This is a genomic window from Bradyrhizobium sp. SOJA106 (assembly GCF_059448745.1).
The window spans coordinates 556,674-582,496 of record NZ_CM182549.1; the positions used below are offsets into that span (position 1 = coordinate 556,674).

The 25,823-nt window shown below is 65.3% G+C and carries 18 protein-coding genes and 1 tRNA gene; 14 read left to right on the top strand and 5 right to left on the bottom strand.

The window, feature by feature from the left end; all coding sequences use genetic code 11:
* Positions 1-131: 131 nt before the first annotated feature.
* Positions 132-2,171: a methyl-accepting chemotaxis protein gene (locus AC5V87_RS02665; RefSeq protein ID WP_495369915.1), complete on the top strand. Its 2,040-nt coding sequence runs from the start codon at positions 132-134 to the stop codon at positions 2,169-2,171.
* Positions 2,172-2,375: 204 nt separating this feature from the next.
* Positions 2,376-4,409, top strand: coding sequence for a methyl-accepting chemotaxis protein (locus AC5V87_RS02670; RefSeq protein ID WP_495369916.1), 2,034 nt, complete (start codon positions 2,376-2,378; stop codon positions 4,407-4,409).
* A gap of 77 nt (positions 4,410-4,486) precedes the next feature.
* Here the strand turns inward: AC5V87_RS02670 and AC5V87_RS02675 are convergent, their stop codons facing one another.
* Positions 4,487-4,882 (bottom strand): DUF3175 domain-containing protein, encoded by a 396-nt coding sequence (locus AC5V87_RS02675; RefSeq protein WP_495369917.1) that lies wholly within the window; start codon positions 4,880-4,882, stop codon positions 4,487-4,489.
* A gap of 175 nt (positions 4,883-5,057) precedes the next feature.
* Here AC5V87_RS02675 and AC5V87_RS02680 point away from each other — a divergent pair, with 175 nt between their 5' ends.
* The 3 genes from AC5V87_RS02680 (at position 5,058) to otsA (ending at position 9,138) form a co-directional block, all read left to right on the top strand.
* The gene (locus AC5V87_RS02680) at positions 5,058-6,545 is read left to right on the top strand and encodes an MFS transporter (RefSeq protein WP_495369918.1); all 1,488 of its coding nucleotides are present in this window, start codon (positions 5,058-5,060) and stop codon (positions 6,543-6,545) included.
* 3 nt (positions 6,546-6,548) lie between these two features.
* Positions 6,549-7,364, top strand: coding sequence for a trehalose-phosphatase (gene otsB, locus AC5V87_RS02685; protein WP_456841990.1), 816 nt, complete (start codon positions 6,549-6,551; stop codon positions 7,362-7,364).
* A 310-nt stretch (positions 7,365-7,674) separates the two neighbouring features.
* Positions 7,675-9,138 carry an alpha,alpha-trehalose-phosphate synthase (UDP-forming) gene (gene otsA, locus AC5V87_RS02690; protein ID WP_495369919.1) on the top strand — a complete coding sequence of 488 codons (1,464 nt, stop codon included), beginning with the start codon at positions 7,675-7,677 and terminating at the stop codon, positions 9,136-9,138.
* A 175-nt stretch (positions 9,139-9,313) separates the two neighbouring features.
* Here otsA and AC5V87_RS02695 read toward each other — a convergent pair whose 3' ends face one another.
* Positions 9,314-9,655, bottom strand: a complete 342-nt coding sequence (locus tag AC5V87_RS02695) for a hypothetical protein (protein WP_495369920.1) — start codon at positions 9,653-9,655, stop codon at positions 9,314-9,316.
* A gap of 196 nt (positions 9,656-9,851) precedes the next feature.
* On the opposite strand from AC5V87_RS02695, the gene AC5V87_RS02700 reads away from it, so the two are divergent.
* Positions 9,852-9,941 (top strand) — tRNA-Ser (locus tag AC5V87_RS02700).
* A 4-nt stretch (positions 9,942-9,945) separates the two neighbouring features.
* Here the strand turns inward: AC5V87_RS02700 and AC5V87_RS02705 are convergent.
* Entirely contained in the window at positions 9,946-10,905 is a 960-nt protein-coding gene (locus AC5V87_RS02705; RefSeq protein WP_495369921.1) for a LysR family transcriptional regulator, read from the bottom strand.
* Positions 10,906-11,003: 98 nt separating this feature from the next.
* Here AC5V87_RS02705 and AC5V87_RS02710 point away from each other — a divergent pair, with 98 nt between their 5' ends.
* The 6 genes from AC5V87_RS02710 to recQ all read left to right on the top strand — a co-directional run bounded on the left by AC5V87_RS02710 (position 11,004) and on the right by recQ (position 17,973).
* Positions 11,004-12,185, top strand: coding sequence for an MFS transporter (locus tag AC5V87_RS02710; protein WP_456841994.1), 1,182 nt, complete (start codon positions 11,004-11,006; stop codon positions 12,183-12,185).
* Positions 12,186-12,255: 70 nt separating this feature from the next.
* Positions 12,256-12,426 carry a hypothetical protein gene (locus tag AC5V87_RS02715; protein WP_495369922.1) on the top strand — a complete coding sequence of 57 codons (171 nt, stop codon included), beginning with the start codon at positions 12,256-12,258 and terminating at the stop codon, positions 12,424-12,426.
* A 354-nt stretch (positions 12,427-12,780) separates the two neighbouring features.
* Positions 12,781-14,082: an O-acetylhomoserine aminocarboxypropyltransferase/cysteine synthase family protein gene (locus tag AC5V87_RS02720; RefSeq protein ID WP_495369923.1), complete on the top strand. Its 1,302-nt coding sequence runs from the start codon at positions 12,781-12,783 to the stop codon at positions 14,080-14,082.
* A gap of 13 nt (positions 14,083-14,095) precedes the next feature.
* Positions 14,096-15,091, top strand: a complete 996-nt coding sequence (gene metA / locus AC5V87_RS02725; RefSeq protein WP_456841996.1) for a homoserine O-succinyltransferase MetA — start codon at positions 14,096-14,098, stop codon at positions 15,089-15,091.
* A 105-nt stretch (positions 15,092-15,196) separates the two neighbouring features.
* Positions 15,197-15,940 carry a polysaccharide deacetylase family protein gene (locus tag AC5V87_RS02730; RefSeq protein WP_495369924.1) on the top strand — a complete coding sequence of 248 codons (744 nt, stop codon included), beginning with the start codon at positions 15,197-15,199 and terminating at the stop codon, positions 15,938-15,940.
* 167 nt (positions 15,941-16,107) lie between these two features.
* Positions 16,108-17,973 (top strand): DNA helicase RecQ, encoded by a 1,866-nt coding sequence (gene recQ, locus AC5V87_RS02735; RefSeq protein ID WP_495369925.1) that lies wholly within the window; start codon positions 16,108-16,110, stop codon positions 17,971-17,973.
* A gap of 249 nt (positions 17,974-18,222) precedes the next feature.
* Here the strand turns inward: recQ and AC5V87_RS02740 are convergent, their stop codons facing one another.
* Together AC5V87_RS02740 and AC5V87_RS02745 are read right to left on the bottom strand one after the other, a co-directional pair.
* Positions 18,223-19,773 (bottom strand): AMP-binding protein, encoded by a 1,551-nt coding sequence (locus AC5V87_RS02740; RefSeq protein ID WP_495369926.1) that lies wholly within the window; start codon positions 19,771-19,773, stop codon positions 18,223-18,225.
* 17 nt (positions 19,774-19,790) lie between these two features.
* Positions 19,791-20,945, bottom strand: a complete 1,155-nt coding sequence (locus tag AC5V87_RS02745; RefSeq protein ID WP_495369927.1) for an iron-containing alcohol dehydrogenase — start codon at positions 20,943-20,945, stop codon at positions 19,791-19,793.
* A 305-nt stretch (positions 20,946-21,250) separates the two neighbouring features.
* Here AC5V87_RS02745 and AC5V87_RS02750 point away from each other — a divergent pair, with 305 nt between their 5' ends.
* Positions 21,251-22,456, top strand: coding sequence for an efflux RND transporter periplasmic adaptor subunit (locus tag AC5V87_RS02750; RefSeq protein WP_495369928.1), 1,206 nt, complete (start codon positions 21,251-21,253; stop codon positions 22,454-22,456).
* Positions 22,453-25,617 carry an efflux RND transporter permease subunit gene (locus tag AC5V87_RS02755; RefSeq protein WP_495369929.1) on the top strand — a complete coding sequence of 1,055 codons (3,165 nt, stop codon included), beginning with the start codon at positions 22,453-22,455 and terminating at the stop codon, positions 25,615-25,617. The genes AC5V87_RS02750 and AC5V87_RS02755 overlap by 4 nt, the downstream gene beginning before the upstream one ends.
* Positions 25,618-25,823: the final 206 nt, after the last annotated feature.

Here is a 25,823-nt window from a genome sequence, read left to right on the forward strand (position 1 = left end):
CGATGAAGTCCCGCCTTGGGCGGGCGTCGCGGAATTTACCGCCCCTTATCGATTCTGCCTTAGTTTTGCGCATCCAGGTCGGGGGCGGGGCGCCTCCGGATCGCGGCTGAATAGAATAAATGGGGGTTGGAATGTCCGGGCGTATCGCGTCGCCATCTAAGCGCACAATCTTTCCGACCCTCCGTTTCCGCGCCAAGATCATTCTGGGCTTCGGTGCCGTGCTGGTGATCTCCGCCGGCAGCATGGCCTTCTCCTATTTCGGCTTTGAGCGGGTGTCGTCCGGCGTCGGATCTTACCGCAGCAGCGTTTCCGAGGCGGACCTTGCCCGCAACATCGACCGCGAGCTGCTGGGCTACCGTTCGGCAGTGAAATATTTCGTCGTCACCGGCAAGGAAGACGACGCCAAGGCGGCGCTCGACGCCGAAGCCAGCCTGAAGAATGCCATCGACCAGGCCATCAAGGGCGCCAAGACGCCAGTGCGGCAGGAGAGCCTCTCCAGCCTCGCCAAGGAATTTTCGAATTTCTCCGCGACCTTTGCAAAGGTGCTCCAGGCCAAACGCGACAGCACGCTCTTGGTGCAGAATCAGCTGACGCGCCAGGCCAATCTCCTGAAGTACAAGCTCGACGACATCGGCAACAATGCGTCTGATTCCGAGGCGCAGGCGATCGAGTTCGGCACCAAGCAGGTCAACGCCCAGTTCCAGACCGCGAGCGCCGCGGCCACCAATTTCGTGCTGACGTCCGACCAGGCCATCGCCACCAGCGCGCTAGCCCGGCTGAAATTCGTCGAGAACTCGCTCGGCGCGGTCTATTCCATGGACGACAAGATTGTCGCCGGCCTGAAGGACGCCAAGACCATCCTGGTCGCCTATCGCGAAGCACTGGAGAAGCTGATCGCCAACGCCAAGATGGTCGACGATCTCGTCACCGAGATGAGCGGTTCGGCCGGCGCAATCCTCCAAGGCGCCACCGCCATGAAGGCGGACCTCGTCGCCGAGCAGCAGCGGCTGGATTCAGAGTCGGAAGCGACCATCGGCAAGACGGAGCAATTGGTGCTGATGCTGGCCGTCGGCGGCACGCTGCTGGGTGCAGTCCTCGCCTTCCTGCTCGGCACCGGCATCTCGCGTCCGATGATCGCGATGTGCAAGGCGATGCGCGAGCTCGCTTCGGGCAATTTCGATGTCGTGCTTCCAGGTCTCGGCCGCAAGGACGAGATCGGCGAGATGGCCGGCGCCGTGGAAGAGTTCAAGGTTCAGGCGGTGGCCAAGGCCGAGCGCGATGCCGCCGCCAGCGAAGCCCAGAACAAGGAGGCAAGTGCGGCGCGCCGCGCGGAGCTGATCCGCTTTGCCGATGATTTCGAAGGCGCGGTCGGCGCCATCGTCTCCAACGTCTCGTCCTCCGCCGTGCAGCTGGAATCGGCGGCGTCCACGCTGACCCGCACCGCCGAGACCACGCAGGCCTTGTCGAGCCAGGTCGCCGGCGTCTCCGAACAGGCCTCCAGCAACATGCAGTCGGTCGCGACCGCGACCGAAGAGCTGTCAGCCTCGGTCGAGGAGATCGGCCGCCAGGTTCGCGATTCCAGCCGGATCGCTGAGGCCGCCGTGGTGCAGGCCAAGGAAACCGACGGCCGCATTGGAAAACTCTCCCATGCCGCGCAGCAGATCGGCGAGGTGGTCAAGCTGATCACGGCGATCGCCGAGCAGACCAATCTGCTCGCGCTCAACGCCACCATCGAGGCGGCGCGCGCCGGCGAGGCCGGCCGCGGCTTTGCGGTGGTCGCCAGCGAGGTGAAGTCGCTGGCGAGCCAGACCGCGAAGGCCACCGACGAAATCTCCTCGCACATTGCGGGCATGCAGGGTGCCACCGCCGAATCGGTTGCGGCGATTAAGGAGATCGGCGCCACTATCGGCCAGATCTCGTCGATCTCCACCTCGATTGCGAGCGCGGTCGAGCAGCAGGGCGCCGCGACGCAGGAGATCGCCCGCAGCGTCCAGACCGTGGCCCTGGGCACCCAGACCGCGGCCACCGACATCGGCCAGGTCAACCGCGGCGCCGCCGAGACCGGCTCGGCCTCGGAGGAGGTGCTGAACTCGGCCAAGTCGCTCTCCAGCGAAAGCACCCGCCTGCGCGCCGAGCTCGACCGCTTCATGGCGAATATCCGGGCGGCGTAAGGCCCGCTGTAGCGCCACCCTCCACTGTCGTCCCCGCGAACGCGGCGACGACGGAGCGCGCATCTCTCCGCGACACCTAACCGCCAGTTGCGGCGCCACAAATTTACTACAGCTTATCCTTTGCCCCGTAACGTGCCGATGAGTCAGGAAGCGGGCTGCTTCCGGGCTGCGCCTGGTTTTCCGCGAATGGAATGGGGTGGGGGAATGTCTGCCAAGTCGAAGCCGAACTCATCGAAGCTGTTCACCTTGCGCTTTCGCGCAAAAATCATCCTCGGCTTCGTGGCGGTGCTGGCCATCCTCGCCGTCAGCATGGCTTTCGCCTATTTCGGCTTCGAGCGGATCCAGGGCGCCGTCGCCGCCTATCGCACCAGCGTGTCGGAAGCCGATCTCGCCCGCAGCGTGGACCGCGAGCTGATCGCCTATCAGGGGCTGGCGCGAGCCTATACGCTGACCGGCGCGAACGATGACGAGACCGCGGCCAAGGCGGCGGAAGAGAATCTGAGAGGCGCGATCGCCAAGTCGATGGCGGCCACGACCGGGGCTGCCCGCCGCGAGCAGGTCGGCAAGCTGGAGGCCGAGTTCCAGCGCTTCGCCAAGATCTTCAGCGAGATCATCACGCTGACGCGCGAGAACAACAAGATCGCGGCCGACGAGCTCAACAGCGTCGGCAACAAGATCCGTTTCAAATTCGACGATCTCGCCGACACGGCCGCGTTGGCGGGGCTGGCTTCCGTGCAGACCACGGCCAAGGACGTCACCTCGCAATATCTGGCGGTCTCCACCTCGGTGAGCGCCTTCGTCGCCAAGCCGGAGCCGAAGACCGCCGACGGCGTCATCGCCCGCATCAAGTTCCTGGAGACCCTGCTGGTCTCCATCTATGCCAACGACCAGAAGATCACCGACCGCGTCACCGAGATCGGCAATCTCCTCAAGCAGTACCGCACCTCGTTCGCCAAGCTGACCGAGAACGTGAAGATCATCGTCAAATCCAACGGCGAGATGACCAAATCAGCGGCGTCGATCCTCAAGCTTTCAGCTGATCTGCGCTCGGACCTGACCGCTGATCAGCAGCGCATCGAGGCCAGCGCCAATGCGACGATCGGCGAGACCGAGCAGTTGATGGTGATGATGGCGCTGGGCGGCCTCGCCGTCGGTATCGTGCTGGCCCTGATGCTCGGCAACGGCATCTCGCGGCCGATGATCGCGATGTGCAAGGCGATGCGCGAGCTCGCTTCGGGCAATTTCGATGTCGTGCTTCCAGGTCTCGGCCGCAAGGACGAGATCGGCGAGATGGCCGGCGCCGTGGAAGAGTTCAAGGTTCAGGCGGTCGCCAAGGCCGAGCGCGATGCTGCCGCCAGCGAAGCGCAGAACAAGGAGGCAAGTGCGGCGCGCCGCGCGGAGCTGATCCGCTTTGCCGATGATTTCGAGAGCGCGGTCGGCGCCATCGTCTCCAACGTCTCGTCCTCCGCCGTGCAACTGGAATCGGCGGCGTCCACGCTGACCCGCACCGCCGAGACCACGCAGGCCTTGTCGAGCCAGGTCGCCGGCGTCTCCGAACAGGCCTCCAGCAACATGCAGTCGGTCGCGACCGCGACCGAAGAGCTGTCAGCCTCGGTCGAGGAGATCGGCCGCCAGGTTCGCGATTCCAGCCGGATCGCCGAGGCCGCCGTGGTGCAGGCCAAGGAAACCGACGGCCGCATTGGAAAACTCTCCCATGCCGCGCAGCAGATCGGCGAGGTGGTCAAGCTGATCACGGCGATCGCCGAGCAGACCAATCTGCTCGCGCTCAACGCCACCATCGAGGCGGCGCGCGCCGGCGAGGCCGGCCGCGGCTTTGCGGTGGTCGCCAGCGAGGTGAAGTCGCTGGCGAGCCAGACCGCGAAGGCCACCGACGAAATCTCCTCGCACATTGCGGGCATGCAGGGTGCCACCGCCGAATCGGTTGCGGCGATTAAGGAGATCGGCGCCACCATCGGCCAGATCTCGTCGATCTCCACCTCGATTGCGAGCGCGGTCGAGCAGCAGGGCGCCGCGACGCAGGAGATCGCCCGCAGCGTCCAGACCGTGGCCCTGGGCACCCAGACCGCGGCCACCGACATCGGCCAGGTCAACCGCGGCGCCGCCGAGACCGGCTCGGCCTCGGAGGAGGTGCTGAACTCGGCCAAATCTCTCTCCAGCGAAAGCACCCGCCTGCGCGCCGAGCTCGACCGCTTCATGGCGAATATCCGGGCGGCGTAAGGCCCGCTGTAGCGCCACCCTCCACTGTCGTCCCCGCGAAGTTGTCCGGGACGACAGCGGAGCAAGAAGTGTGAATCTCACTCCCTCCCGAACGCCCGCTTCAATGCCACCTTCGCCCGCTCCAGCCGCGAGCGCTGCGTCTTCGGCAGCGTCTTGCCGGCGCGGTTGATGTAGAACGTCAGCATCGACAGCGCCGACCGGTACGCACCGGTCTTGCGGCGCGAGCTGTGCTCGGCCGAGTACTTCAGCGAGGCTGCGATCTTCTTCGCGCTGGTCAGCTTGAACACGCCTTGTTTGAGGTCGAGCGCGTCGCTCTCTTTGGTCACGCGCTGCGACCAGCGTTTTGGCGCAGCGCGCTTGGTGCTCTTGCGCGCGGTGCTGCGCCGGGTGCTGCTCTTCCGGCGCGCGGTCCCTTGCGCAGTCTTGCGGGCGGCTGTTTTGCGCGAATGTGTCGTCTTTCTGACATGAGCCATGCGTCAACTCCCTCCGGATCCATCGGAAACGGGCAGGATCGGCGGCCGTTCCCACGGGAACCTGCCTTCGCCGCTGGCGTTGTCGCAGGTGGCAGGCCGAATGCCCCACCTCCATGACCGCCCCTGCCCACATCCTGTGAACCGGGGCTGCTTTCATTGGTCAGACAACAACGCGATGGAATTGCAGCAGAGCCCAGCGCTGACTTATGGATCTGCGATCTCGGCGGCGGCCGCGACTGAGCGCATCGTCGAGACCAGCATACCTTCGCGGCTCGACGCACTGCCCTGGAGCGGCTTTCATACGCGCGTCGTGCTCGCGCTCGGTATCACCTGGATCCTGGACGGTCTCGAGGTGACGCTGGCCGGCGCGCTCTCAGGCGCGCTGAAGCAGAGCCCGGTGCTGCACTTCTCCAATCTCGATCTCGGCATCGCCAATTCCGCCTATCTTGCCGGCGCGGTGCTTGGCGCGCTCGGCTTTGGCTGGCTGACCGACCGCATCGGCCGCAAGAAGCTGTTCTTCATCACGCTGGCGCTCTACCTCTCTGCAACGGCCGCGACCGCGCTGTCGTGGGATGTGGCGAGCTATGCGCTGTTTCGTTTTCTCACCGGCGCCGGCATCGGCGGCGAATACACCGCGATCAACTCGACCATCCAGGAGCTGGTCCCGGCGCGCTATCGCGGCTGGACTGATTTGGTCATCAACGGCAGTTTCTGGATTGGCGCAGCAATGGGCGCAGTTGCTGCCATCGTCCTGCTCGATCCCGCCGTGATCGGCCCCGACCTCGGCTGGCGCCTCGCCTATCTGATCGGCGCGGCCATCGGCCTCGTCGTGCTGTTGATGCGGATGTGGATTCCGGAAAGTCCGCGCTGGCTGATGATCCATGGCCAGCCCAACCAGGCCCATGCGATCGTCGATGAGATCGAGCGCTCGGTGATCGGCCATGACCAGCATCCGAGCAACGGAGCTTTCGCAAAGATTCGGCTGAAGATGCGCGATCATACGCCGATCCGCGAGGTCGTGCACACGCTGTTTTTCGCCTATCGCCAGCGCGCTCTGGTCGGCCTCGTGCTGATGAGCGCGCAGGCGTTCTTCTACAACGCCATCTTCTTCACCTTCGCGCTGGTGCTGACCGATTTCTACGGCATCAGCGCCGATCACGTCGGCTGGTATCTGCTGCCCTTCGCCGCCGGCAACTTCCTCGGCCCGCTGCTGCTCGGCCGCCTGTTCGATACCCTCGGCCGCCGCACCATGATCATGTTCACCTATGGCGCGTCGGGCCTGCTGCTGGCGCTGTCGGGCTATCTGTTCTCGATCGGCGCCTTGAGCGCGCAGGGACAGACCATCGCCTGGATGGTGATCTTCTTCTTCGCATCGCCGGCCGCGAGCGCTGCCTATCTCACCGTCAGCGAGACCTTTCCGCTCGAAGTCCGCGCGCTGGCCATCGCAGTGTTCTATGCGGTCGGCACCGGTATCGGCGGCGTGATCGGGCCGGCGCTGTTCGGTGCGCTGATCGACACGGGATCGCGTACCAGCGTGTTCGCCGGCTATCTGCTCGGATCTTTCCTGATGATCGCGGCCGCGTTCATGGCGTGGCGCTATGCCGTCTCCGCGGAACGCAAATCGCTCGAACAAATCGCGCGGCCGCTCGCCTTCATGGAGTAGACTATGACATCAGAACTCGTTGAACTGGATCAGACGCGCGCCATGGCCGATGATGAAGCTCCCGACGCGGTGCCGGTGCCGCATGCGCTGCTGCCGCATCTCGGCGAAACCGCCTTCCTGCTCGATATCGACGGCACGTTGCTCGACCTGATGCCGACGCCGCGCGAGGTGTGGGTGCCGCCGGGCCTGTCGGAGACGCTCAAGGCGCTCGCGGAACGCACCTCCGGCGCGCTGGCGCTGGTCAGCGGCCGCTCGCTGAACGACATCGACCTGATCTTCGCGCCGGATGTCTTCCGCGCCGTTGCCGGTCACGGCGCCGAGATGCGGCTGTCGATGGACAGTGAAGCCGACGACGTGCACGCGCCGCCGCTGGACAAGGAGCTGAAGCGGCGCCTGGCGGCAATCGCCAAGCTCAGCCCCGGCATTCTGCTCGAGGACAAGGGCTATTCACTGGCGCTGCATTACCGCCTTGCGCCGCATGCGGAGAAGGCGATCTACGAATCCGTCTCGCTGATCCGCGCCGACCTGCCCAACGCGCCGATCGAGGTGCTGCCCGGCAAGTTCGTCTGTGAGATCAAGCATTCCGGATTCACCAAGGCGAGCGGCGTGCGCGAATTGATGAAGCACGAGCCGTTCAGGGGGCGGCGCCCGATCTTCATCGGCGACGACGTCACGGATGAAACCGTGTTCGCGATCATGCCCGACATGAACGGGCTCGCCTTCTCGGTCGGCCGCCGCGCCATCGGCGTCAACGGTCACTTCGACGCGCCGAGTGACGTGCGCGCGTTCCTCGCGCGCCTGCTCGAACCGAAAGCATGATCCGGAAGAGCGTGCAGCGGTTTTCCGAAAGGATCATGTTCACCTAAAGCGCGAACGCGCTTTAGGTGAAACCAAGGCAGCGCCACGTCACCGACACAATAGACCCGGCGCGGTATCATTACGCGGCGCAACTGCGCGCCGCGGGATCAGCCGCGAATGCTGTCTTTGCAGTGAAATTTCCAGGTTCCGCGAGGAAAACAAGTTCCAACGCGCATGCCCGATTTTGGTTTCAATCCGAAGAAATCATGACCAGGAACCATATTGATGAACGGCAGTTAAACGGGGTGGAATGAACAGGAGGGGACGACCTGTGAACTTGGTTGTCGTTTCAAATCGTGTGGCACGCGGCAAGCCCAACGAGCCCATGACGGGTGGTTTGGCGGCCGCGCTGCTTCCAGTCGTCGAACATTCAGGGGCGATCTGGGTGGGTTCCTCCGGCCGCGTGCGCGACGGCCATCAGAAGGAACCGTTTGCGGAGATCGAAGCGCTGGGTTCCGGCGCGATTGCGACGCTCGATCTGCCGGCGGCGCATTATGGCGGCTATTACGAAGGTTTTGCCAATTCGGCGCTGTGGCCGGCACTGCATTCTCGCAGCGATCTCATCCGCGTCTCGCGCGACGACTATGTCAGCTATCGCGAGGTCAACGCCTTCATGGCGCGCGCCTTGATGCGCTTCCGCAAACCCAAGACCGCATTCTGGGTGCAGGACTACCATTTCCTCGCGCTCGGGGCCGAGCTGCGCGATCTTTCCGTCGACGATCCGATCGGCTTCTTCCTGCACACGCCGTGGCCGGTCGCCGCGGTGATGCAGGGCGTGCCGCATCATCGCGAGCTGATCACGGCGATGCTGGCTTACGACCTCATCGGCTTCCAGACCGAGGAGGACCGCCAGAATTTCCTCTCCTATGTCGGCGGTGAGCTCGGCCTCGCCGTCGAGGATGGTATCGTGCTTTCGCAGCACGGCCGCACCCGCTGTGAGGTCTTCCCGATCGGCATCGATGCGGAGAAGTTCGCAGCCTATGCCGCGAAGTCGGTGTCGCACCCCGACGTGTCGCGGCTGCGGCGCAGCCTCAACGGCGAGCGTCTCGCCATCGGCGTCGACCGGCTCGATTATTCCAAGGGTCTCGTGAACCGCATCAGCGCGTTCGACCGGCTGTGGACCGAGCAACCGCAGTTTGCGCGCAGCATCTCGCTGCTCCAGATCGCCAACCCCTCGCGCGGCGGCATCGAGGCCTATGGCAATCTCCAGAACGAGGTCGCGCGCCTCGTCACCGACGTCAACGGCCGCCATGGTGAGGTCGACTGGACGCCGATCCGCTATCTGAACAAAGGCTTCAGCCAGGCCGTGCTCGCGGGTCTCTACCGCACCGCGCAGGTCGGGGTCGTGACGCCGCTGCATGACGGCATGAACCTCGTTGCCAAGGAATACGTGGCCGCGCAGAATCCGGCGGATCCGGGGGTGCTGGTGCTGTCGAAATTCGCCGGCGCCGCCAACGAGCTCGACACCGCGCTCTTGGTCAATCCGCACGACATCGACGGCATGGCGCGCGCCATCGCCGTCGCCGCCGCGATGCCGCTCACCGAGCGCAAGATGCGTTGGGAGGCGATGATGAAAAAGCTGCGCGGGCACACCATCCAGCAATGGTCGGCGGACTTCGTCGCCGAGCTGGAGAAGTGCCGCACCGAGAAGGCGGCAGTCGCGCCGCTCGCATCTCAGCCGCCGCAGGCGCTGCGCTGGCTGAAGTCGGCGATCTCGGGCGTGCGGCTGATTTAGTTTCTTCTCCCTCTCCCCGTTCTTACGGGGCGAGGGTTGGGGTGAGGGGCTCTCTCCGCAGGTGAGATCGTCGAAGACCTGTCCCCCCTCACCCGGATCGCGCCGGACGATGCTGCGCGTCGCGGAGAGCGATCCGACCTCTCGTCGCAAGCGGGGCGAGGTGAAGACGAGCACCTCAATAACAATACGACACTCCGTCCAGAATCGCGCATTGCCGCTTGTTCGGCGCGTTGGGGTCGTCCAGCGGCACCATGCCCTTGCCCTGGCCGACGAACACGCCGGCTCCGACATGGACCGAGCTCTTGTTGCCGATGATGATGCTTGGATGCGGCGTCGCGCTCGAGCGCGTCCCGTCGGGCCAGAGGATGGCGTTGCCCGACAGGATGCCGCGCCGCCCGTCGTCGCAGCTGACGTCCACGCCCTGCCGGATGCAGACCTGGGCCAGGGCCGGCGCGGCAAAGGCGGAGCCAAGGGCCGAAATCAGGCTCAGCGCGACGATGGCGTTGCGGAAGGTCATGGCGTCCCCGGACGTGTTTGGTGGCTTCAGGTGAATCGTCGCGCCAAACCCGCCGCCGGTTCAGTCCGCGGGCGGTTCCAAGCGGTCCCGCGTCCTATGATATTTCCTCATAAATACAACAGCTTGCGGAAAAATCGTCCGATTTCCCCGCGATCCCTTGCAAAATCATCGGCGCCCCTTCAAGAGAGGGCGCTCCGGAGAGATGGCCGAGTGGCTTAAGGCGCACGCTTGGAAAGCGTGTGTGCGGGAAACCGTACCGTGGGTTCGAATCCCACTCTCTCCGCCATCCCTTACCGCCCTTTCGTCACCTTCCACCTCCCGTCTCCCGCGCGCTTCAGCATGGAATCCGGCACCCGCACATGCTCGGCGAGAAAATCGATGAACGCGCGCACGCGTGCCGGGAGCGGTGCGGTGTGGCCGACATAGACGGCGTGGATGTCCTCGCGGTCGCCGGGGTTGTAGCTTTGCAGCACCGGCACGAGGCGACCAGCTTCGATGTCGGGGCCGATGTGGAACAGGGCGAGACGGGCGAGGCCGATGCCGCCAAGGCAGAGCCGGCGCGCGGCTTCGCCGTCGCTGGCGCGCGCGAGCGGCGGCGGCACGATTTCCTCGGTGTGATCGCCGCGCCTGAACGGCCAGGCGCGGATCGAGCGCGGGAAGGTCCAGCCGATGCCACGGTGGTCGGCAAGATCAGCCGGCATCTTCGGTATGCCCGAGCGTGCGAGGTAATTCGGCGCGCCGACCACGACCATGCGGCTGGTGCCGAGCTTCCGCGCGACGAGACGCGAGGCCCGCAGCGGCCCGGCGCGTATGGCGACGTCGGCGCGCTCCTGCATCAGGTCGATCAGCGTATCGGTCAGCACGAGATCGAGCGTGACCTCGGGATGCTGCTCGAGGAAGCGCGGGAGCAGCGGCATCACATGCAGCATGCCGAACGGAATGTTGCAGTTGACGGTGAGGCGGCCGCGCGGCGCAGCGCGCGAAGCGGCCTCACGCTCGGCCTCCTCCATCTCGGCGAGAATGCGCACGGCGCGCTCGTAAAAAGCCCGGCCTTCTACCGTCAGCGTGAGCTTGCGCGTGGTGCGGTTGACGAGGCGTGAGCCGAGCCGCGTCTCCAGCCGCGAGATCAGCTTGCTGACGCCCGAGGGCGTGAGCCGCAGGCTCCGCGCGGCCTGGGTGAAACCGCCGAGATCAACGACGCGGACGAAAACCTCCATCTCGGCGGAGCGGTTGGTGTCGAAACGGGCCATATTGAATTCATGTCACAAATGATTTGATTGCGGACATCCTAATGCTTTTGTCGCGGTGCGGCTATCTGCGTGGCTCGTCTCATCCATTGGAGTCCCGCATGCCTCCCGCTGTCCTCGCCCTCACCGCCGGTGCCTTCGGCATCGGCACCACCGAATTCATCATCATGGGCCTGCTGCTCCAGGTCGCCGCCGACATGGGTGTCTCCGTGCCGGTCGCGGGCCTGCTGATCTCCGGCTATGCGCTCGGCGTGTTCGTCGGCGCGCCGGTCCTGACGCTGGCGACTCGCAGAATGCCGCGGAAGTCCGCGCTGCTGGCGCTGATGGCGATCTTCACGCTCGGCAACGCGGCATGCGCGCTCGCGCCGAACTACGAACTGCTGATGGCCGCGCGGGTGCTGACCTCGCTCGCCCACGGCACGTTCTTCGGCGTCGGCTCGGTGGTCGCGACCAGCCTTGTCGCTGAAGACAAGCGCGCCTCCGCCATTGCCACCATGTTCATCGGCCTCACCGTCGCAACCCTGCTGGGCGTTCCCTTCGGCGCCTGGCTCGGCCTGATGCTCGGCTGGCGCGCGGCGTTCTGGGCGGTGACGATGATCGGCGTGATTGCGTTTGCCGTGGTAGCTGCGCTCGTTCCCGGCCATGTCGGCAAGGACGACAAGCCGATCTCGCTCGCGGAGGAGGTCGCGGTGCTCGGCCGGCCGCAAGTGCTGCTTGGCCTTGCCATGACCGTGTTCGGCTTTGCCGGGCTGTTCGTCGTGTTCACCTATATCCAGCCGATCCTGACCCGCTTCACCGGTTTCTCGGAAGCCGCAGTCTCGCCGATCCTGCTGGTGTTCGGCGTTGGCCTTGCGATCGGCAATGTCGCGGGCGGCAAGCTTGCCGATCGCGGCCTGGGGCGTGCGCTGATCGGCACGCTCGCCGCGCTCGCTTTCGTGCTGCTCGGCTTGGCCGCCGTGCTGTCGGTCAAGATTGCAGCCGTCGCGCTGATCCTGCTGCTCGGCATCGCCGCCTTCGCAACCGTCGCACCGCTTCAGCTTCGCGTGCTGGAGGCGGCCGGCCCCAGCGGCCGCACGCTGGCCTCCAGCCTCAACATCGCCGCGTTCAATCTCGGCAATGCGCTCGGCGCCTGGGCCGGCGGTGTCAGCATCGATCGCGGGCTCGGCCTCTCCATCCTGCCGCTGGTCGCGGCGGGCATCACGGCAATCGGCCTCCTGCTCGCGCTGTGGAGCCTCCGGCTCGACCGTCGACAGGCCGCCGTTGCGGCCTGCCCCGCGGAATGAGGACAACGATCGGCGATCGCGGCCTAAAAGCATGATCCGGAAAAGTGCGCAGCGGTTTCCCGAAAAGATCATGCGACTCTCCGTGATCAACTGGGCCGGCGCGCCGCGCGAGGGCTTCGCGCGACGCCACCGGCGTGATCGGAAAGCGCGCGGCCAGATCGTCAGATGCGAGGCGGCGATCGCCTTGTGGAACCCCGCATTCAACGCGTCGGTGATGCTGGAATCGCTGGAGACTTTGTAGCAATAGCCGACGTCGCACGAACCGCTTCGAGAGGCAGCGATTCGATTCAGGCGAAGCACAGGCGTTGAGAGCTGTGAGGGCGTTCGAAGCGCTCGGCTGTACAGTATGGCGTGCCCCCGTCCCGCAACGAAAGAGAAACGGCACCCGGGACAAGCCGCGTCAGGGCGCTGCGGTTCATTAACCCAAATTAACTCGAATTCCGGCCGATTCACCAACAAGCGTTAGGGTTACTTCGTCGATCTCTATGCGAATTATTGTCCGCTTTACCACCCGTCTCTAACAGAGGGACGGCGGACAACGCACATGCCTCATGCAGGCCAATAAGTGCGGCCCGCACCACGCGGAGGTGGCACGATGCGCAACGAGACGATCGCTATTCACGCCGGTTACGAGCCCGAAGCCACCACGCACGCTGTTGCGGTGCCGATCTACCAGACCGCGGCCTACGCCTTCGACAGCGCCGACCATGGCGCCGCGCTCTTCAATCTCGAGGCCGAGGGTTTCCGTTACAGCCGCATCGCCAATCCGACCAGCGCTGTGCTGGAGAAGCGCATCGCCCAGCTCGAAGGCGGCGTCGGCGCGCTCGCGGTTGCGACCGGCCAAGCCGCGCTGCATTTCGCCTTCGTCAACGTCGCCGACCACGGCGGCAACATCGTGTCGGTGCCGCAGCTCTACGGCACCACGCACACGCTGCTCTCGCACATCCTGCCGCGGCAAGGCATCGCCGGCCGTTTCGCCGAGAGCGACAAGCCCGAGGCAATCGAAAAACTGATCGACGAGAATACCCGTGCCGTGTTCGCCGAGACCATCGGCAACCCCGCCGGCAACGTCTGCGACATCGAGGCGCTGGCCAAGATCGCGCATGCCCACGGCGTGCCGCTGATCGTCGACAACACGGTCGCCACCCCGATTCTGCTCAAGCCGTTCGACTACGGCGCCGACATCGCCGTGCATTCGCTGACCAAGTTTCTCGGCGGCCACGGCACCACGCTCGGCGGCGCCATCGTCGATTCCGGAAACTTCCCCTGGGCCAAATACGCCGACCGCTTCCCGGCCTACAACAAGCCGGACGCCTCCTATCACGGACTCGTTTACGCCGAGCGCTTCGGCAGGACCGCCTATATCGAGCGCGCGCGCAGCGTCTATCAGCGCACCATGGGCTCGGTGCTGTCGCCGTTCAACGCCTTCCTGCTGCTCCAGGGCACCGAGACCGTGGCGCTGCGGATGGAGCGCCATGTCGAGAACGCCCGCAAGGTCGCCGAATTCCTGCGCGGCGATCCGCGCGTGGCCTGGGTGAATTATGCCGGCTTCCCGGACAGCCCCTACTATCCGCTGGTCGAGAAATATCTCAATGGCAACGCGTCCTCGCTGTTCACCTTCGGCATCAAGGGCGGCATGGAGGCCGGCAAGACCTTCTATGATGCGCTCAAGCTGATCACGCGCCTCGTCAATATCGGTGACGCCAAGTCGCTGGCCTGCCATCCGGCCTCGACCACGCACCGTCAGATGTCGGCCGAGCAGCAGCGCGCCGCCGGCGTGCTGCCGGAGACAATCCGCCTGTCGATCGGCATCGAGCATTCCGCAGACATCATCGAGGACATCGACCAGGCGCTCGCAAAGGCCTGTCCGCCGGCGCGCCTCCAGGCCGCGGAGTAGGCGGACGGCGGCGATGACGATCTTGATCGACAGGGATCAAGGTATCTCTAGCCCGGCGCTGGTGCCGGCGGAGCGCGATCTTGCGCGCGACCACGGCGAGCTCACCATCGGCCTGATCAACAATATGCCTGATGCGGCGCTGAAGGCGACCGAACGGCAGTTCATGAAGCTGCTGCAGGCAGCTGCCGGTGCGCGCCGCATCCGTTTCCATTGCTTCTCGCTGCCTTCGGTCAAACGCTCACCGGAAGCGAAGTGGCACGTCGAGAGCGAATATTCCGACCTCGCGGATCTCAGGCGGTACAGATTCGACGGCCTGATCGTGACCGGCGCCGAGCCGGTCGCACCGGAGCTCGACCAGGAGCCGTATTGGCGGGATCTCACCGAGCTGATCGACTGGGCGAGGCTCTACACGCGCTCCACGATCTGGTCGTGCCTTGCGGCGCATGCAGCGGTGCTGCATCTCGATCGTATCGAGCGGAGGCGGCTGCCGGCCAAGTGTCACGGCATCTTCGATTGCGAGGCGGTGACGGACGATGCCCTGACCCGCGCGGCACCTGCGCCGCTAAAAGTCTCGCATTCGCGCCTGAACGAGATCGCCGAGAGCGACCTCGCCGAGGCCGGCTATCAGGTGCTGACACGCTCGGCCCAGGCCGGCGTCGACGTCTTCGTCCGCCAATATGCCAGCCGCTTCGTCTTCTTCCAGGGCCATCCTGAATACGACGCGCTGTCGCTGCAGCGCGAATATCTGCGCGATATCGGCCGCTATCTCGCGCGCGAGCGTGAGATCTATCCGCACCTGCCGGTGAGCTATTTTGACGCAGCCACCGAGGAAAAGCTCCTCCGGTTCGAGAAGCAGGCGAAGCACCAGCGTCACCCGGCGCTGACCAACGAGCTGCCCGCGCTGAATCTGCGCACGGATATCGCGGCGGGCAGTGCTGCGGCGGTGCTGTTCCGCAACTGGCTGCAATATCTTGGTGCGGACACCGAAGTCTCGGTCGTGCCGCGCTAGGCCGGTGCGGCGCGTTCCATGTTAGGACTAACGAAGTGTGAAGCTTGCCTCGGGCCGCACACGAATGCTTGATTGAGCGAATCGGGGCGAACAGGAAATGCGGTCGTGTGGTCGGCACTCCAGGGACGCGTGAGCAATCGGCTGGCCCGGCATTTCCGCGCCGCGCCGCACCGCCTGCCGGCACATGCGCCGATGGTGAGCTTCACCTTCGACGATGCACCCGACAGCGCCGCAGGCGCGGGCGCATCGCTCCTCGAAGCGCATGGCGGCCGCGGCACGTATTACATCGCCGGCAGCCTGATCGATCGTCCGTCGGACTATTGGCATGGCTTGTCGAATGACGACATCGTGCGGTTGCACCGTGCCGGTCACGAGATCGCCTGCCACACCTTCTCGCACCAAAGCTCGGCCGATCTCGACGAGGCAGCCATGGCTCGCGAGATCGAGCGCAACCGCAGCCACTTCCGCAGCATCGATTCGTCGATCGTGTTGGAGAACTTCGCCTATCCCTATGGCATCGCCTCGATCTGGCGCAAGCCGCAACTCGCCAAAGCGTTCCGGTCGGCACGCGGCATCCTGCCCGGCGTCAACAGCGACGTCATCGACCTCCAGTTCCTGCGCGCTTCGCCCTTGGTCGACCGCGAGATCGACAAAGCGGGCGTCGATGGCTATTTCGACGCGGCGGTCGCAAGCGGTGGCTGGCTGATCTTCTACGGCCATGACGTCGCTGATACGCCGAGCCCCTATGGCTGCACGCCGGTCCTGATGCGCCACGCGCTGGACGCGGCGGGCAAGCGCAACATGCCGATCGTGACAGTCGCGGAAGCGCTGCGACGAATCGGGGCGTAGCTGCTGCACGTCTCCCCGCTTGCGGAGAGGGCCGCGAAGCTCGTCGCGGTCCCGTGAGAACGGGGAGAGGGAGAAGAAGCAGCGGTGCAAGCCTCGCAAACAGCCTTGCCACGACCGCGCCGTCATGCGACTGGCGTTGTGACAAATTCCAAAGCATCTCCGGCACCATGTCCATGTCCTCCACCGCTCCACTGCCTGCGCCGGCGAATGGCCGCGACGCGTTGTCGGTGCTGCATTCGGTGTTCGGCCTGCCGGGGTTCCGCGGCGCGCAGGGCGAGATCATTCGGCACGTTACCGAAGGCGGCAATTGCCTCGTGCTGATGCCGACCGGCGGCGGCAAGTCGCTGTGCTATCAGCTTCCGTCGCTGCTGCGCGAAGGCTGCGGCATCGTGGTCTCGCCGCTGATCGCGCTGATGCGCGACCAGGTTGCCGGCCTGCAGGAGGCCGGCGTCAATGCTGCCGCCCTGAACTCCTCGCTCAGCCCGCAGGAAGCCTCCGACGTCGAACGCCGCCTGATCGCCGGCGATCTCGATCTGCTCTATGTCGCGCCGGAGCGCCTGGTCACGCCGCGCTGCCTGTCGCTGCTGGCGCAGGCGAAGGTGGCGCTGTTCGCGATCGACGAGGCGCATTGCGTCTCGCAATGGGGACATGACTTCCGCCCTGAATATGTCGGTCTCTCCATCATCGCCGAGCGCTTTCCTGAGGTGCCGCGCATCGCGCTGACGGCGACCGCCGACGAATTGACGCGCAAGGAGATCGTGGAGCGGCTTCGGCTCACTGACGCGCCGCAATTCGTCTCCAGCTTCGATCGTCCCAACATCCGCTACGAGATCGTCGACAAGCGCAACGCGGTATCGCAGCTGAAGGACTTCATCCGGGAGCGGCATGCCGGCGATGCCGGCGTGGTCTATTGCCTGTCGCGCAACCGCGTCGAGGAGGTCGCCGCCGCGCTCGGCGATGCCGGCATTCCGGCGCTGCCCTATCATGCCGGTCTCGACAGCAGCGTGCGCTCGCGCAACCAGGACCGCTTCCTCAATGAGGACGGCATCGTCATCGTCGCGACCGTTGCCTTCGGCATGGGCATCGACAAGCCCGATGTGCGCTTCGTCGCCCATCTCGACCTGCCCAAAAGCATCGAGGCCTATTACCAGGAGACCGGGCGTGCCGGCCGCGACGGCAAGCCCTCGGCGGCCTGGATGGCCTATGGCCTCTCGGACATCGTGCAGCAGCGCCGCATGATCGACGAATCCAGCGGCTCGGACGACTTCAAACGGGTCTCGATCGGCAAGCTCGACGCGCTGGTCGGCCTTGCCGAGACACCGCATTGCCGGCGCCGGCGGCTGCTCGCCTATTTCGGTGAGATCGTGACGGGCGAGAGTTGCGGCAATTGCGACAATTGCCTGACGCCGCCGAAGATGCGCGACGGCAAAGTGCTGGCGCAGAAGCTGCTGTCCTGCGCCTATCGCACCGGGCAGCGCTTCGGCGCGATGCACCTGATCGACGTCCTGATCGGCCGCCTGACCGACAAGGTGACGCAGTTCGGCCACGACAAATTGTCCGTGTTCGGCATCGGGCGAGAGCTCAACGAAAAGCAGTGGCGCACCGTGCTGCGGCAGCTGGTGGCGATGGGTCACTTGCAGAGCGACAGCGAAGCCTATGGCGCACTGAAGCTGACGGACTCTTCGCGCGGCGTGCTGCGTGGTGAGACCGAAGTGTGGCTGCGCGAGGAAGCGCCCGGCGCACGTGTCCGCGCCAGCCGCGCCAAATCCCGCCGCGGCGATCTCGCCCCGGCCGCAAACGCGCCGCAAGGCGATGTCGATCCCGAATTGCGCGCGCGGCTGCGCTCCTGGCGCTCAGACATCGCGCGCGAGCGCGGCGTGCCGGCCTATGTGGTGCTGCACGATGCCACCATCGACGGCATCGTCCGCGCATGGCCGACCACGCTGGACGAATTGCGCAACGTGCCCGGCATCGGCGACAAAAAGCTCGAGCACTATGGCGAAGAGCTATTGCAGATCATCAGGACGCGGTAGGGGCGTTCCCGATCTCTTCACACTCTCATCATGTGAGAGTGCAGGTGCGAACGGGCATCGTGTCATGCGGTGCTGGAGCCGCAGCGAAGGTGCGCTCCCTCGTCCGCTTGCGGGCAGAGGGTTGGGGTGAGGGGGAGTTTCCGCAGGGGCGATGAGAGTTGGATTCGCAGAGAGTCCCCCCTCACCCGGAATCCGCGCGTTCCGCGCGCATTCCGGCCTCCCCGCACGCGGGGCGAAGCGAAGCGCATTTCACACGATCCTTGACGTCTTGTTCCCCCAATACCGGTCCCGCAACAGCCGCTTGTACAGCTTGCCCGTCGGCAGCCGCGGCAGCTCCTTCTCGAAATCGACCGAGCGTGGCACCTTCTGCCGCGACAACGACTGGCCGCAGAACGCGATCAGCTCCTCGGCAAGCGCCGGTCCCGGCACCACGCCCGGCATCGGCTGCACCACCGCCTTCACCTCCTCGCCGAGATCGGCATTGGGCACGCCGAACACGGCGGCATCGGCGACCTTGGGATGGGTGATCAAGAGATTCTCGCATTCCTGCGGATAGATGTTCACCCCGCCCGAGATGATCATGAAGGTGGCGCGGTCAGTCAGGTACAGGAAGCGGTCCTCGTCGACATAGCCGACGTCGCCGACCGTGCTCATGCTGCCGTCCGGCGAGCGCGCCTCCCTGGTCTTCTCCGGATCGTTGAAATATTCGAACGGCGATGCAGTCTTGAACCATACTTGTCCAGGCGTGCCGGTCGGGCACTCCTGCATGTTCTCGTCGAGAATATGCAGATCGCCGAGCAGCACCTTGCCGACGGTGCCGCGATGCGCCAGCCATTCCTCACTGTTGCAGGCGGTGAAGCCGAGGCCTTCGGTCGCGCCGTAATATTCGTGGATGATCGGTCCCCACCATCTGATCATGTCGTCCTTGACCTGCGGCGGGCAGGGCGCGGCGGCATGGATCGCGATCTCCAGCGAGGAGAGGTCGTAACGCTTGCGCACCTCTTCCGGCAGCTTCAGCATCCGCGAAAACATCGTCGGCACCAATTGAGTGTGGGTGATCCCCCATTGCCGCACCAGTTCGAGATAGCGCTCGGGATCGAACGTCTCCATGATGATCACGGTGCCGCCGATGCGGATCGTGAGGTTCACCGCAGCCTGCGGCGCCGAGTGATAGAGCGGGGCTGGCGACAAATAGACCATGCCCTCGCGGTAGTGCCAGAGTTTCGTCAGGAAATCGAACAGCGGCAGATTGTGCTTCGGCGGCTCCTCCGGCAGCGGTCGCAAAATGCCTTTCGGCCGTCCGGTCGTGCCGGAGGAGTAGAGCATCGCGGTGCCGAGCCACTCATCCGCGATCGGCGTTGCCGGCAGATCGGCGGTAACGTCCTTAAGCCCAACGATGCGCTCGCTCTCGCCGGGACCGTCGGCGACGATGCAGAGCTTCACATCAGGGCAAGCGTTGATGGCCTCGCGCGCGATGTCCAGCTTCGCCCTGGAGGTGATCAGGACTTTCGACTGGCTGTTGACGAGGAGATAGGCGAGTTCGCCCGGCGTCAGGAACGAGTTGATGCAGGTGTAGTAGAGACCGGAGCGCTCGCCCGCGCCGCAGGCTTCGAGATAGCGCGCATTGTTTTCCATGAAGATCGAATAGTGGTCGAGCCGCTTCAAGCCGTGCCTGCGGAACAGATGCGCCAGGCGGTTACTGCGCGCCTCCAGCTCGCGATAGGTGACGGCCTCGCCTGTCGCGGCCATGATGAAGGCGGGCTGCAGCGGGCGGAGCCCGGCGTGATGACCTGTGTACATCTATCCTCCGGCTTGGATCATGCGGCGAGAAGCAGGATTTCTCTGATGTCGTCGGGGCCCTCGATCCTGCGCGGGTTGCGCGGGATCCAGTTGGTGCGCATCGCCTGTTCGGCGATAGCGTCGAAATGCTCCGGCGTGACGCGCATTTCGGCGAGGCTGCGCGGCATGCCGAGCGAGCGGATGAACGCATCGAGGACGTCGGCGGCGTTGTGGCCGGGAAAGCCCATCGCGGCTGCGACGATCATCTGGCGCTCGGCGTTGTCGCGCGCGTTCCAGCGCATCACCGCCGGCAGCATGATGCAGGAGGTGTAGCCGTGCGGCACGTCGAACGCCGCGCCCAGCACATAGCCGATGCCATGGCTCGCGCCCATCGGCACCCCGGCCGCCAGCGCACCCATCGACAGCCAGGTGCCGATCTGGGCATCCATCCGCGCGTCGAGATCGCCAGGATCGGCCTTCACCCGCGGCAGCGCGTCGGCGAGCATGGCAAGTCCCTTGACCGATTGCGCGTCGGCATAGGGATGCGTCTCGCGCGAGCAGATCGCTTCCACGCAATGATCGACGGCGCGGATGCCGGTGGACAGGAACAGCCATTCCGGCGTGTGCACGGTGATGGCGGGATCGAGGATGGTCGCGCGCGGCACCGTGAGCTGATGCCGCAGCATCTGCTTCACATGCGTAGCGCGGTCGGTGACGCCGGCGATGGAGCTGAACTCGCCGCCGGCGATCGTGGTCGGCACGCTGACCTGGCGCACGCTCGGCGGCGTCATCTTAGGCGCAATACCCCTGTGCACGCGGATGCGGTCGATGCCGTCGATATCGCTGATGCCATTGGCAAGGCAGAGCTGCACCGCCTTGGCGCCGTCGGTGATCGAGCCGCCGCCCACCGTGACGATGAGGTCGGCGCCCACCTCGCGCGCCGCGTTTGTCGCCGCGATCACCGCCTCTCGCGGCGTGTGCGCCGGCATGGCGTCGAACAGGCCGGCGCAGCGTTCGCCGAGCGCGTCCCTGATCTTGGCAATCTCGTCGGTCTGCCGGTTCAGTGTCCCCGAGACCATCAGGAAGGCGCGGCGCGTCCCGAGCCGGTCCATCTGCGCGACGATGGCTTCAGCCGCGGGATGGCCGAACACGACCTCCTCGATCGCGCCATAAACGACACGTCCCTGGTGCACGCCTGTCCTCCCCGGACAATTCGTCTTTTTTGCAAAGGGAAGTCTAGCCGAGCGCCCGCGCTTCGTCATGTGCGAAGACGCTGGCCGCTCTTCTCCCTCTCCCCGCCTGCGGGAGAGGGGAGAGGCGAAGGAAGGTCGCCGCCACGCGCATCTCACTCCCTGTCAACCCGCCATCCGGTCAGGCCATGCGTTGCACTATTGCACGCGCATTGGTCTTGAAGAGTTCATTATTGCCGCCCATCTTGTGTCGCCCGCGAGCAGGCGCGAACCTGCTTTTTTCCGCGGCTTTGATGCGAGGACCTGGGATGACTGGACCGGACGGAAGCGAGCCAATTGTCAAAAAGCACGATTTCGTTCAGCCGCGGCCGTACGCCATCGCCGGCCTTCTCGCTGCTTGCTTCGCGCTCGCGAGCTGCGGCCAGCCCGCCTCGCAAGCGTCTGCGCCGCCGCCCGCACCAGTGACCGTCGCCCAGCCGGTCAAGCGCACCGTCACCGATTGGGACGAGTTCACCGGCCGCTTCGAGGCGGTCGAAGAGGTGCAGGTGCGCCCGCGTGTCGGCGGCTTCGTCAACTCGGTCGAATTCCAGGACGGCGCCATCGTGCATCAGGGCGATCTGCTCTACGTGATCGATCCGCGTCCGTTCGAGGCCGTGGCCGAGCAGGCCGACGGCCAGCTGTCCGATGCGCGCGCCAAGGTGGAACTGGCCAAGCGCGAGCTCGACCGCGGCCTGAACCTGGTTCAGACCAGCGCGGTCTCCGAGCAGGTTGTCGACCAGCGCCGCCAGGCCTTGCAGGCCGCGCACGCCGCGGAGACCCAGGCCGAAGGCGCGCTGAAGGCCGCCCGGCTCAACATCGAGTTCACCCATGTGACCGCGCCGATCACCGGCCGGGCCAGCCGCCATCTCGTCAGCCCCGGCAATCTCGTGCAGGGCAGCGACAATGGCGCCTCGACGCTGCTGACCTCGATCGTCACGCTCGATCCGATCTACGTCTATTTCGACATGGATGAAGCGACCTTCATCAAATACAGCAAGCTGTGGTTCGAGGGTAAGCGCCCGAGCTCGCGCGACACCGCGAACCCGGTGCAGGTGACGCTCGCCGGCGAGACCAAGCCGTCGCACGACGGCTCCATCAACTTCCTCGACAACCGCCTCGATGTCTCCACCGGCACGCTGCGCAGCCGCGCGGTGGTCAAGAACACGGATCTGTCGATCCTGCCCGGCCAGTTCGGCCGCGTCCGCCTGATCGGCAGCGCACCCTATGAAGCGCTGCTGATTCCGGACGCCGCCGTCGCGACCGACCAGTCCCGCAAGATCGTGTTCGTGGTCAAGCCCGATGACACCGTCGAGGCGCGGCCCGTGGTGCTCGGTCCGCTTGACGATGGCCTGCGCGTGATCCGCGAAGGGCTGAAGGCTGACGATCGCGTCATCGTCAACGGCATTCAGCGCGCCCGTGTCGGCGCCAAGGTCGCCCCGCAGACTGCTCAAGCCCCGGCCGGTGGCAAGTCATGAATCTTGGCCGTCTCTCCATCAACCAGCCCATCCTCGCGATGGTGCTGTCGATCGTGCTGTTGATCGTCGGCGCGCTCGCCTACACCACGCTGCCGGTCTCCGAATATCCGCAAGTGGTGCCGCCGACCGTGGTCGTCACCACCCAATATCCCGGCGCCTCCGCGCAGACCGTGTCCGACACGGTCGCAGCCCCCATCGAGCAGGAGATCAACGGCGTCGAGGACATGCTGTATCTCTACAGCCAAGCGACCTCGAACGGCCAGCTCACCATCACCGTCACCTTCAAGCTTGGTACCGATCTCGACAAGGCCCAGGTGCTGGTGCAGAACCGCGTCGCGATCGCGCAGCCGCGGCTTCCTGAAGAAGTCCAGCGCAACGGCGTCACCACGCGCAAGAACTCGCCCGACATCCTGATGGTCGTGTTCATGCTGTCGCCGGACGACACGTTCGACCAGCTCTATATCTCCAATTACGCGCTGCTCCAGGTCCGTGACCAGCTGCTGCGCATCGACGGCGTCGGCGACATCCAGATCTTTGGTGCGCGCGACTATTCGATGCGGCTCTGGCTCGATCCTGACCGCATCGCCAATCTCGGCCTGACCTCGACCGAGGTGCTGGCCGCGATCCGCGCCCAGAACGTCCAGATCGCCGGCGGACAGATTGCCGAACCGCCGATCGCCGACCGCGCCTTCCAGCCGAACCTCGTCTTCACCGGACGGTTGAAGGACCAGAAGCAGTTCGAGGATATCCTGATCAAGGCAGGCTCCGACGGCCGCACGGTGCGCCTGCGCGACGTCGCCCGCATCGAGCTCGGTGCGCTGGCCTATTCGACCAACAGCTTCCTGCTGCGCAAATCCGCGGTCGCGATGCTGGTGACGCAGCGGCCGGGGTCGAACGCGCTCGCGACGGCGAAAAACATCTCCGACACTATGACGAAGCTCAAGCAAAGCTTCCCGAAGGGCCTCGACTTCAACATCGGCTACAACCCGACCGAGTTCATCGCTCAATCCGTCCACGAGCTGATCAAGACCATCTATGAGGCCATGCTGCTCGTGGTGGTCGTCGTGCTGGTGTTCCTGCAGGGCTGGCGGCCCGCGATCATCCCGATCATCGCGATTCCCGTGTCGCTGGTCGGCACCTTTGCGGTGATGGCGGCGCTCGGCTTCTCCATCAACAATCTCACGCTGTTCGGGCTCGTGCTCGCCGTCGGCATCGTGGTCGACGACGCCATCGTGGTGGTCGAGAACGTCGAGCGGCATCTCGAGCACGGCCTCAGCCGGCGCGATGCCGCACTGAAGACCATGGAGGAGGTCGGCGGCGCGCTGGTCTCGATTGCGCTGGTGCTCTGCGCGGTGTTCGTGCCGACTGCGTTCCTGGGCGGCATTTCCGGACAGTTCTTCCAGCAATTTGCCGTCACCATCGCGGTCGCGACCGCGATCTCCTGCTTCTGCTCGCTGACCTTGTCCCCGGCGCTGGCCTCGCAGATCCTGGTGCCGCACGAGGAGAAGCGGCCGCCGGCCGCCTGGAATGTCATCGCCCGCGCGTGGGGCGCCTTTACCGGTGTGTTCAACCGCCTGTTCGACCGGCTGTCGCATGGCTATGCCGGGCTCGCAAATTTCGTGATCCGGCATTCGGTGGTGATGCTGCTGGTCTATGTCGTGCTCATCGGCAGCGCCGGCTGGCTGATCGGGACCACGTCGCAGGGCTTCATCCCTGCGCAGGACCGCGGCTACGTCATCATTTCCGTGCAATTGCCGGGCGCGGCGTCGCTCGCGCGCACCACCGAAATCGTGCGCGAGATCGAGCGGATCTCGCTGGATACGCCGGGCATCATCCGCGTCGCTGCCTTCGCCGGCTTCTCAGGCGCCACGCGCACACAGGCCGGCAATGCTGCCGCGCTGTTCCCGGTGTTCGAAGAGCCCGAGGTGCGGCTGAAGAAGGGCCTGACGGCAAACGCCATCACGGCCGAGCTGCGCAAGCGCCTCGCTGCGATCCAGGGCGCCTTCATCATCGTGATTCCGCCGCCGGCGGTGCCCGGCATCGGCACCGGCGGTGGCTTCACCATTCGCATCCAGGATCGGCAGGGCCGCGGGCCTGAGCTGCTGGCGTCCGCAACCGATGAACTCGTCGCCGCCGCGCGCAAGTCGCCCGCGCTGCTCGGCCCCTCGGTGTTCTCGCCGTTCTCGGCCAATACGCCGCAGCTGTTCGTCGACATCGACCGCACCAAGGCGCAGAAGCTCGGCGTGCCCATCGCGAACATCAACGACACCATCCAGACCTATTTCGGGTCGACCTATGTCAACGACTTCAACCTGTTCGGCCGGACCTATCACGTCACCGCACAGGCTGATTTCCCGTTCCGGAAAGAGCCCGCTGATCTTGCGCGCCTGCGGACGCGCAACGCCTCAGGCGACATGGTGATGCTCGGCAGCGTTGTCGACTTCAGGGATGTCTCGGGACCCGACCGCGTCGCGCGTTACAATCTCTATGCGGCGTCCGAATTGCAGGGCGAGCCGGCGCCCGGGACGAGCTCGACCACCGCGCTCAACGCGATCAAGAAGCTCGCCGACGACACCTTGCCGAGCGGCTTCACCTTCGAGTGGACCGATCTATCCTATCAGCAGGTCACCGGCGGCAATGCCGGCCTCTACGTGTTCCCGATCTGCGTGCTGTTCGTCTACCTCGTGCTCGCCGCGCAGTATGGCAGCTGGACCTTGCCGTTCGCGGTGATCCTGATCGTGCCGATGTGCCTGCTCGCTGCCACCATCGGCGTGCGCATCATGGGTCAGGACGTCAACATCCTCACCCAGATCGGCTTCGTCGTGCTGGTGGGGCTGGCGGCGAAAAACGCGATCCTGATCGTCGAATTCGCGCGCGACATCGAGCTCGAGGGCAAGCCGCGGCTGGAGGCCGTGATCGAGGCCTGCCGTCTGCGTCTGCGGCCGATCCTGATGACGTCCTTCGCCTTCATCCTCGGTGTCTTGCCGCTGGTGATCTCGTCCGGCTCCGGCTCGGAGATGCGGCAGGCGGTCGGCGTCGCCGTGTTCTTCGGCATGATCGGCGTCACCCTGTTCGGCCTGCTGTTCACGCCGATCTTCTATGTGGTGGTGCGGAACCTCGCCGAAGGGCGGCGCGACAAGAAGCCGGAGGTGGTGGCTTAGCGATGGCCCGTGTGGGCCATTGGTGGGTCCACAATTACAGCGTCGTCCTCGCGAACGCGGGGACCCATAATCCCGGCGAGAGGTTGTGGCGTGAGGCTGGTAACTCCGAGTCTTCGCCGAACCGCTGCCTGTGGTTATGAGTCCCGGATCTGCGCTGCGCTTGTCCGGGGCGACTCCGTTTGTTTGGTGCGCGCGCTCCCTCCATA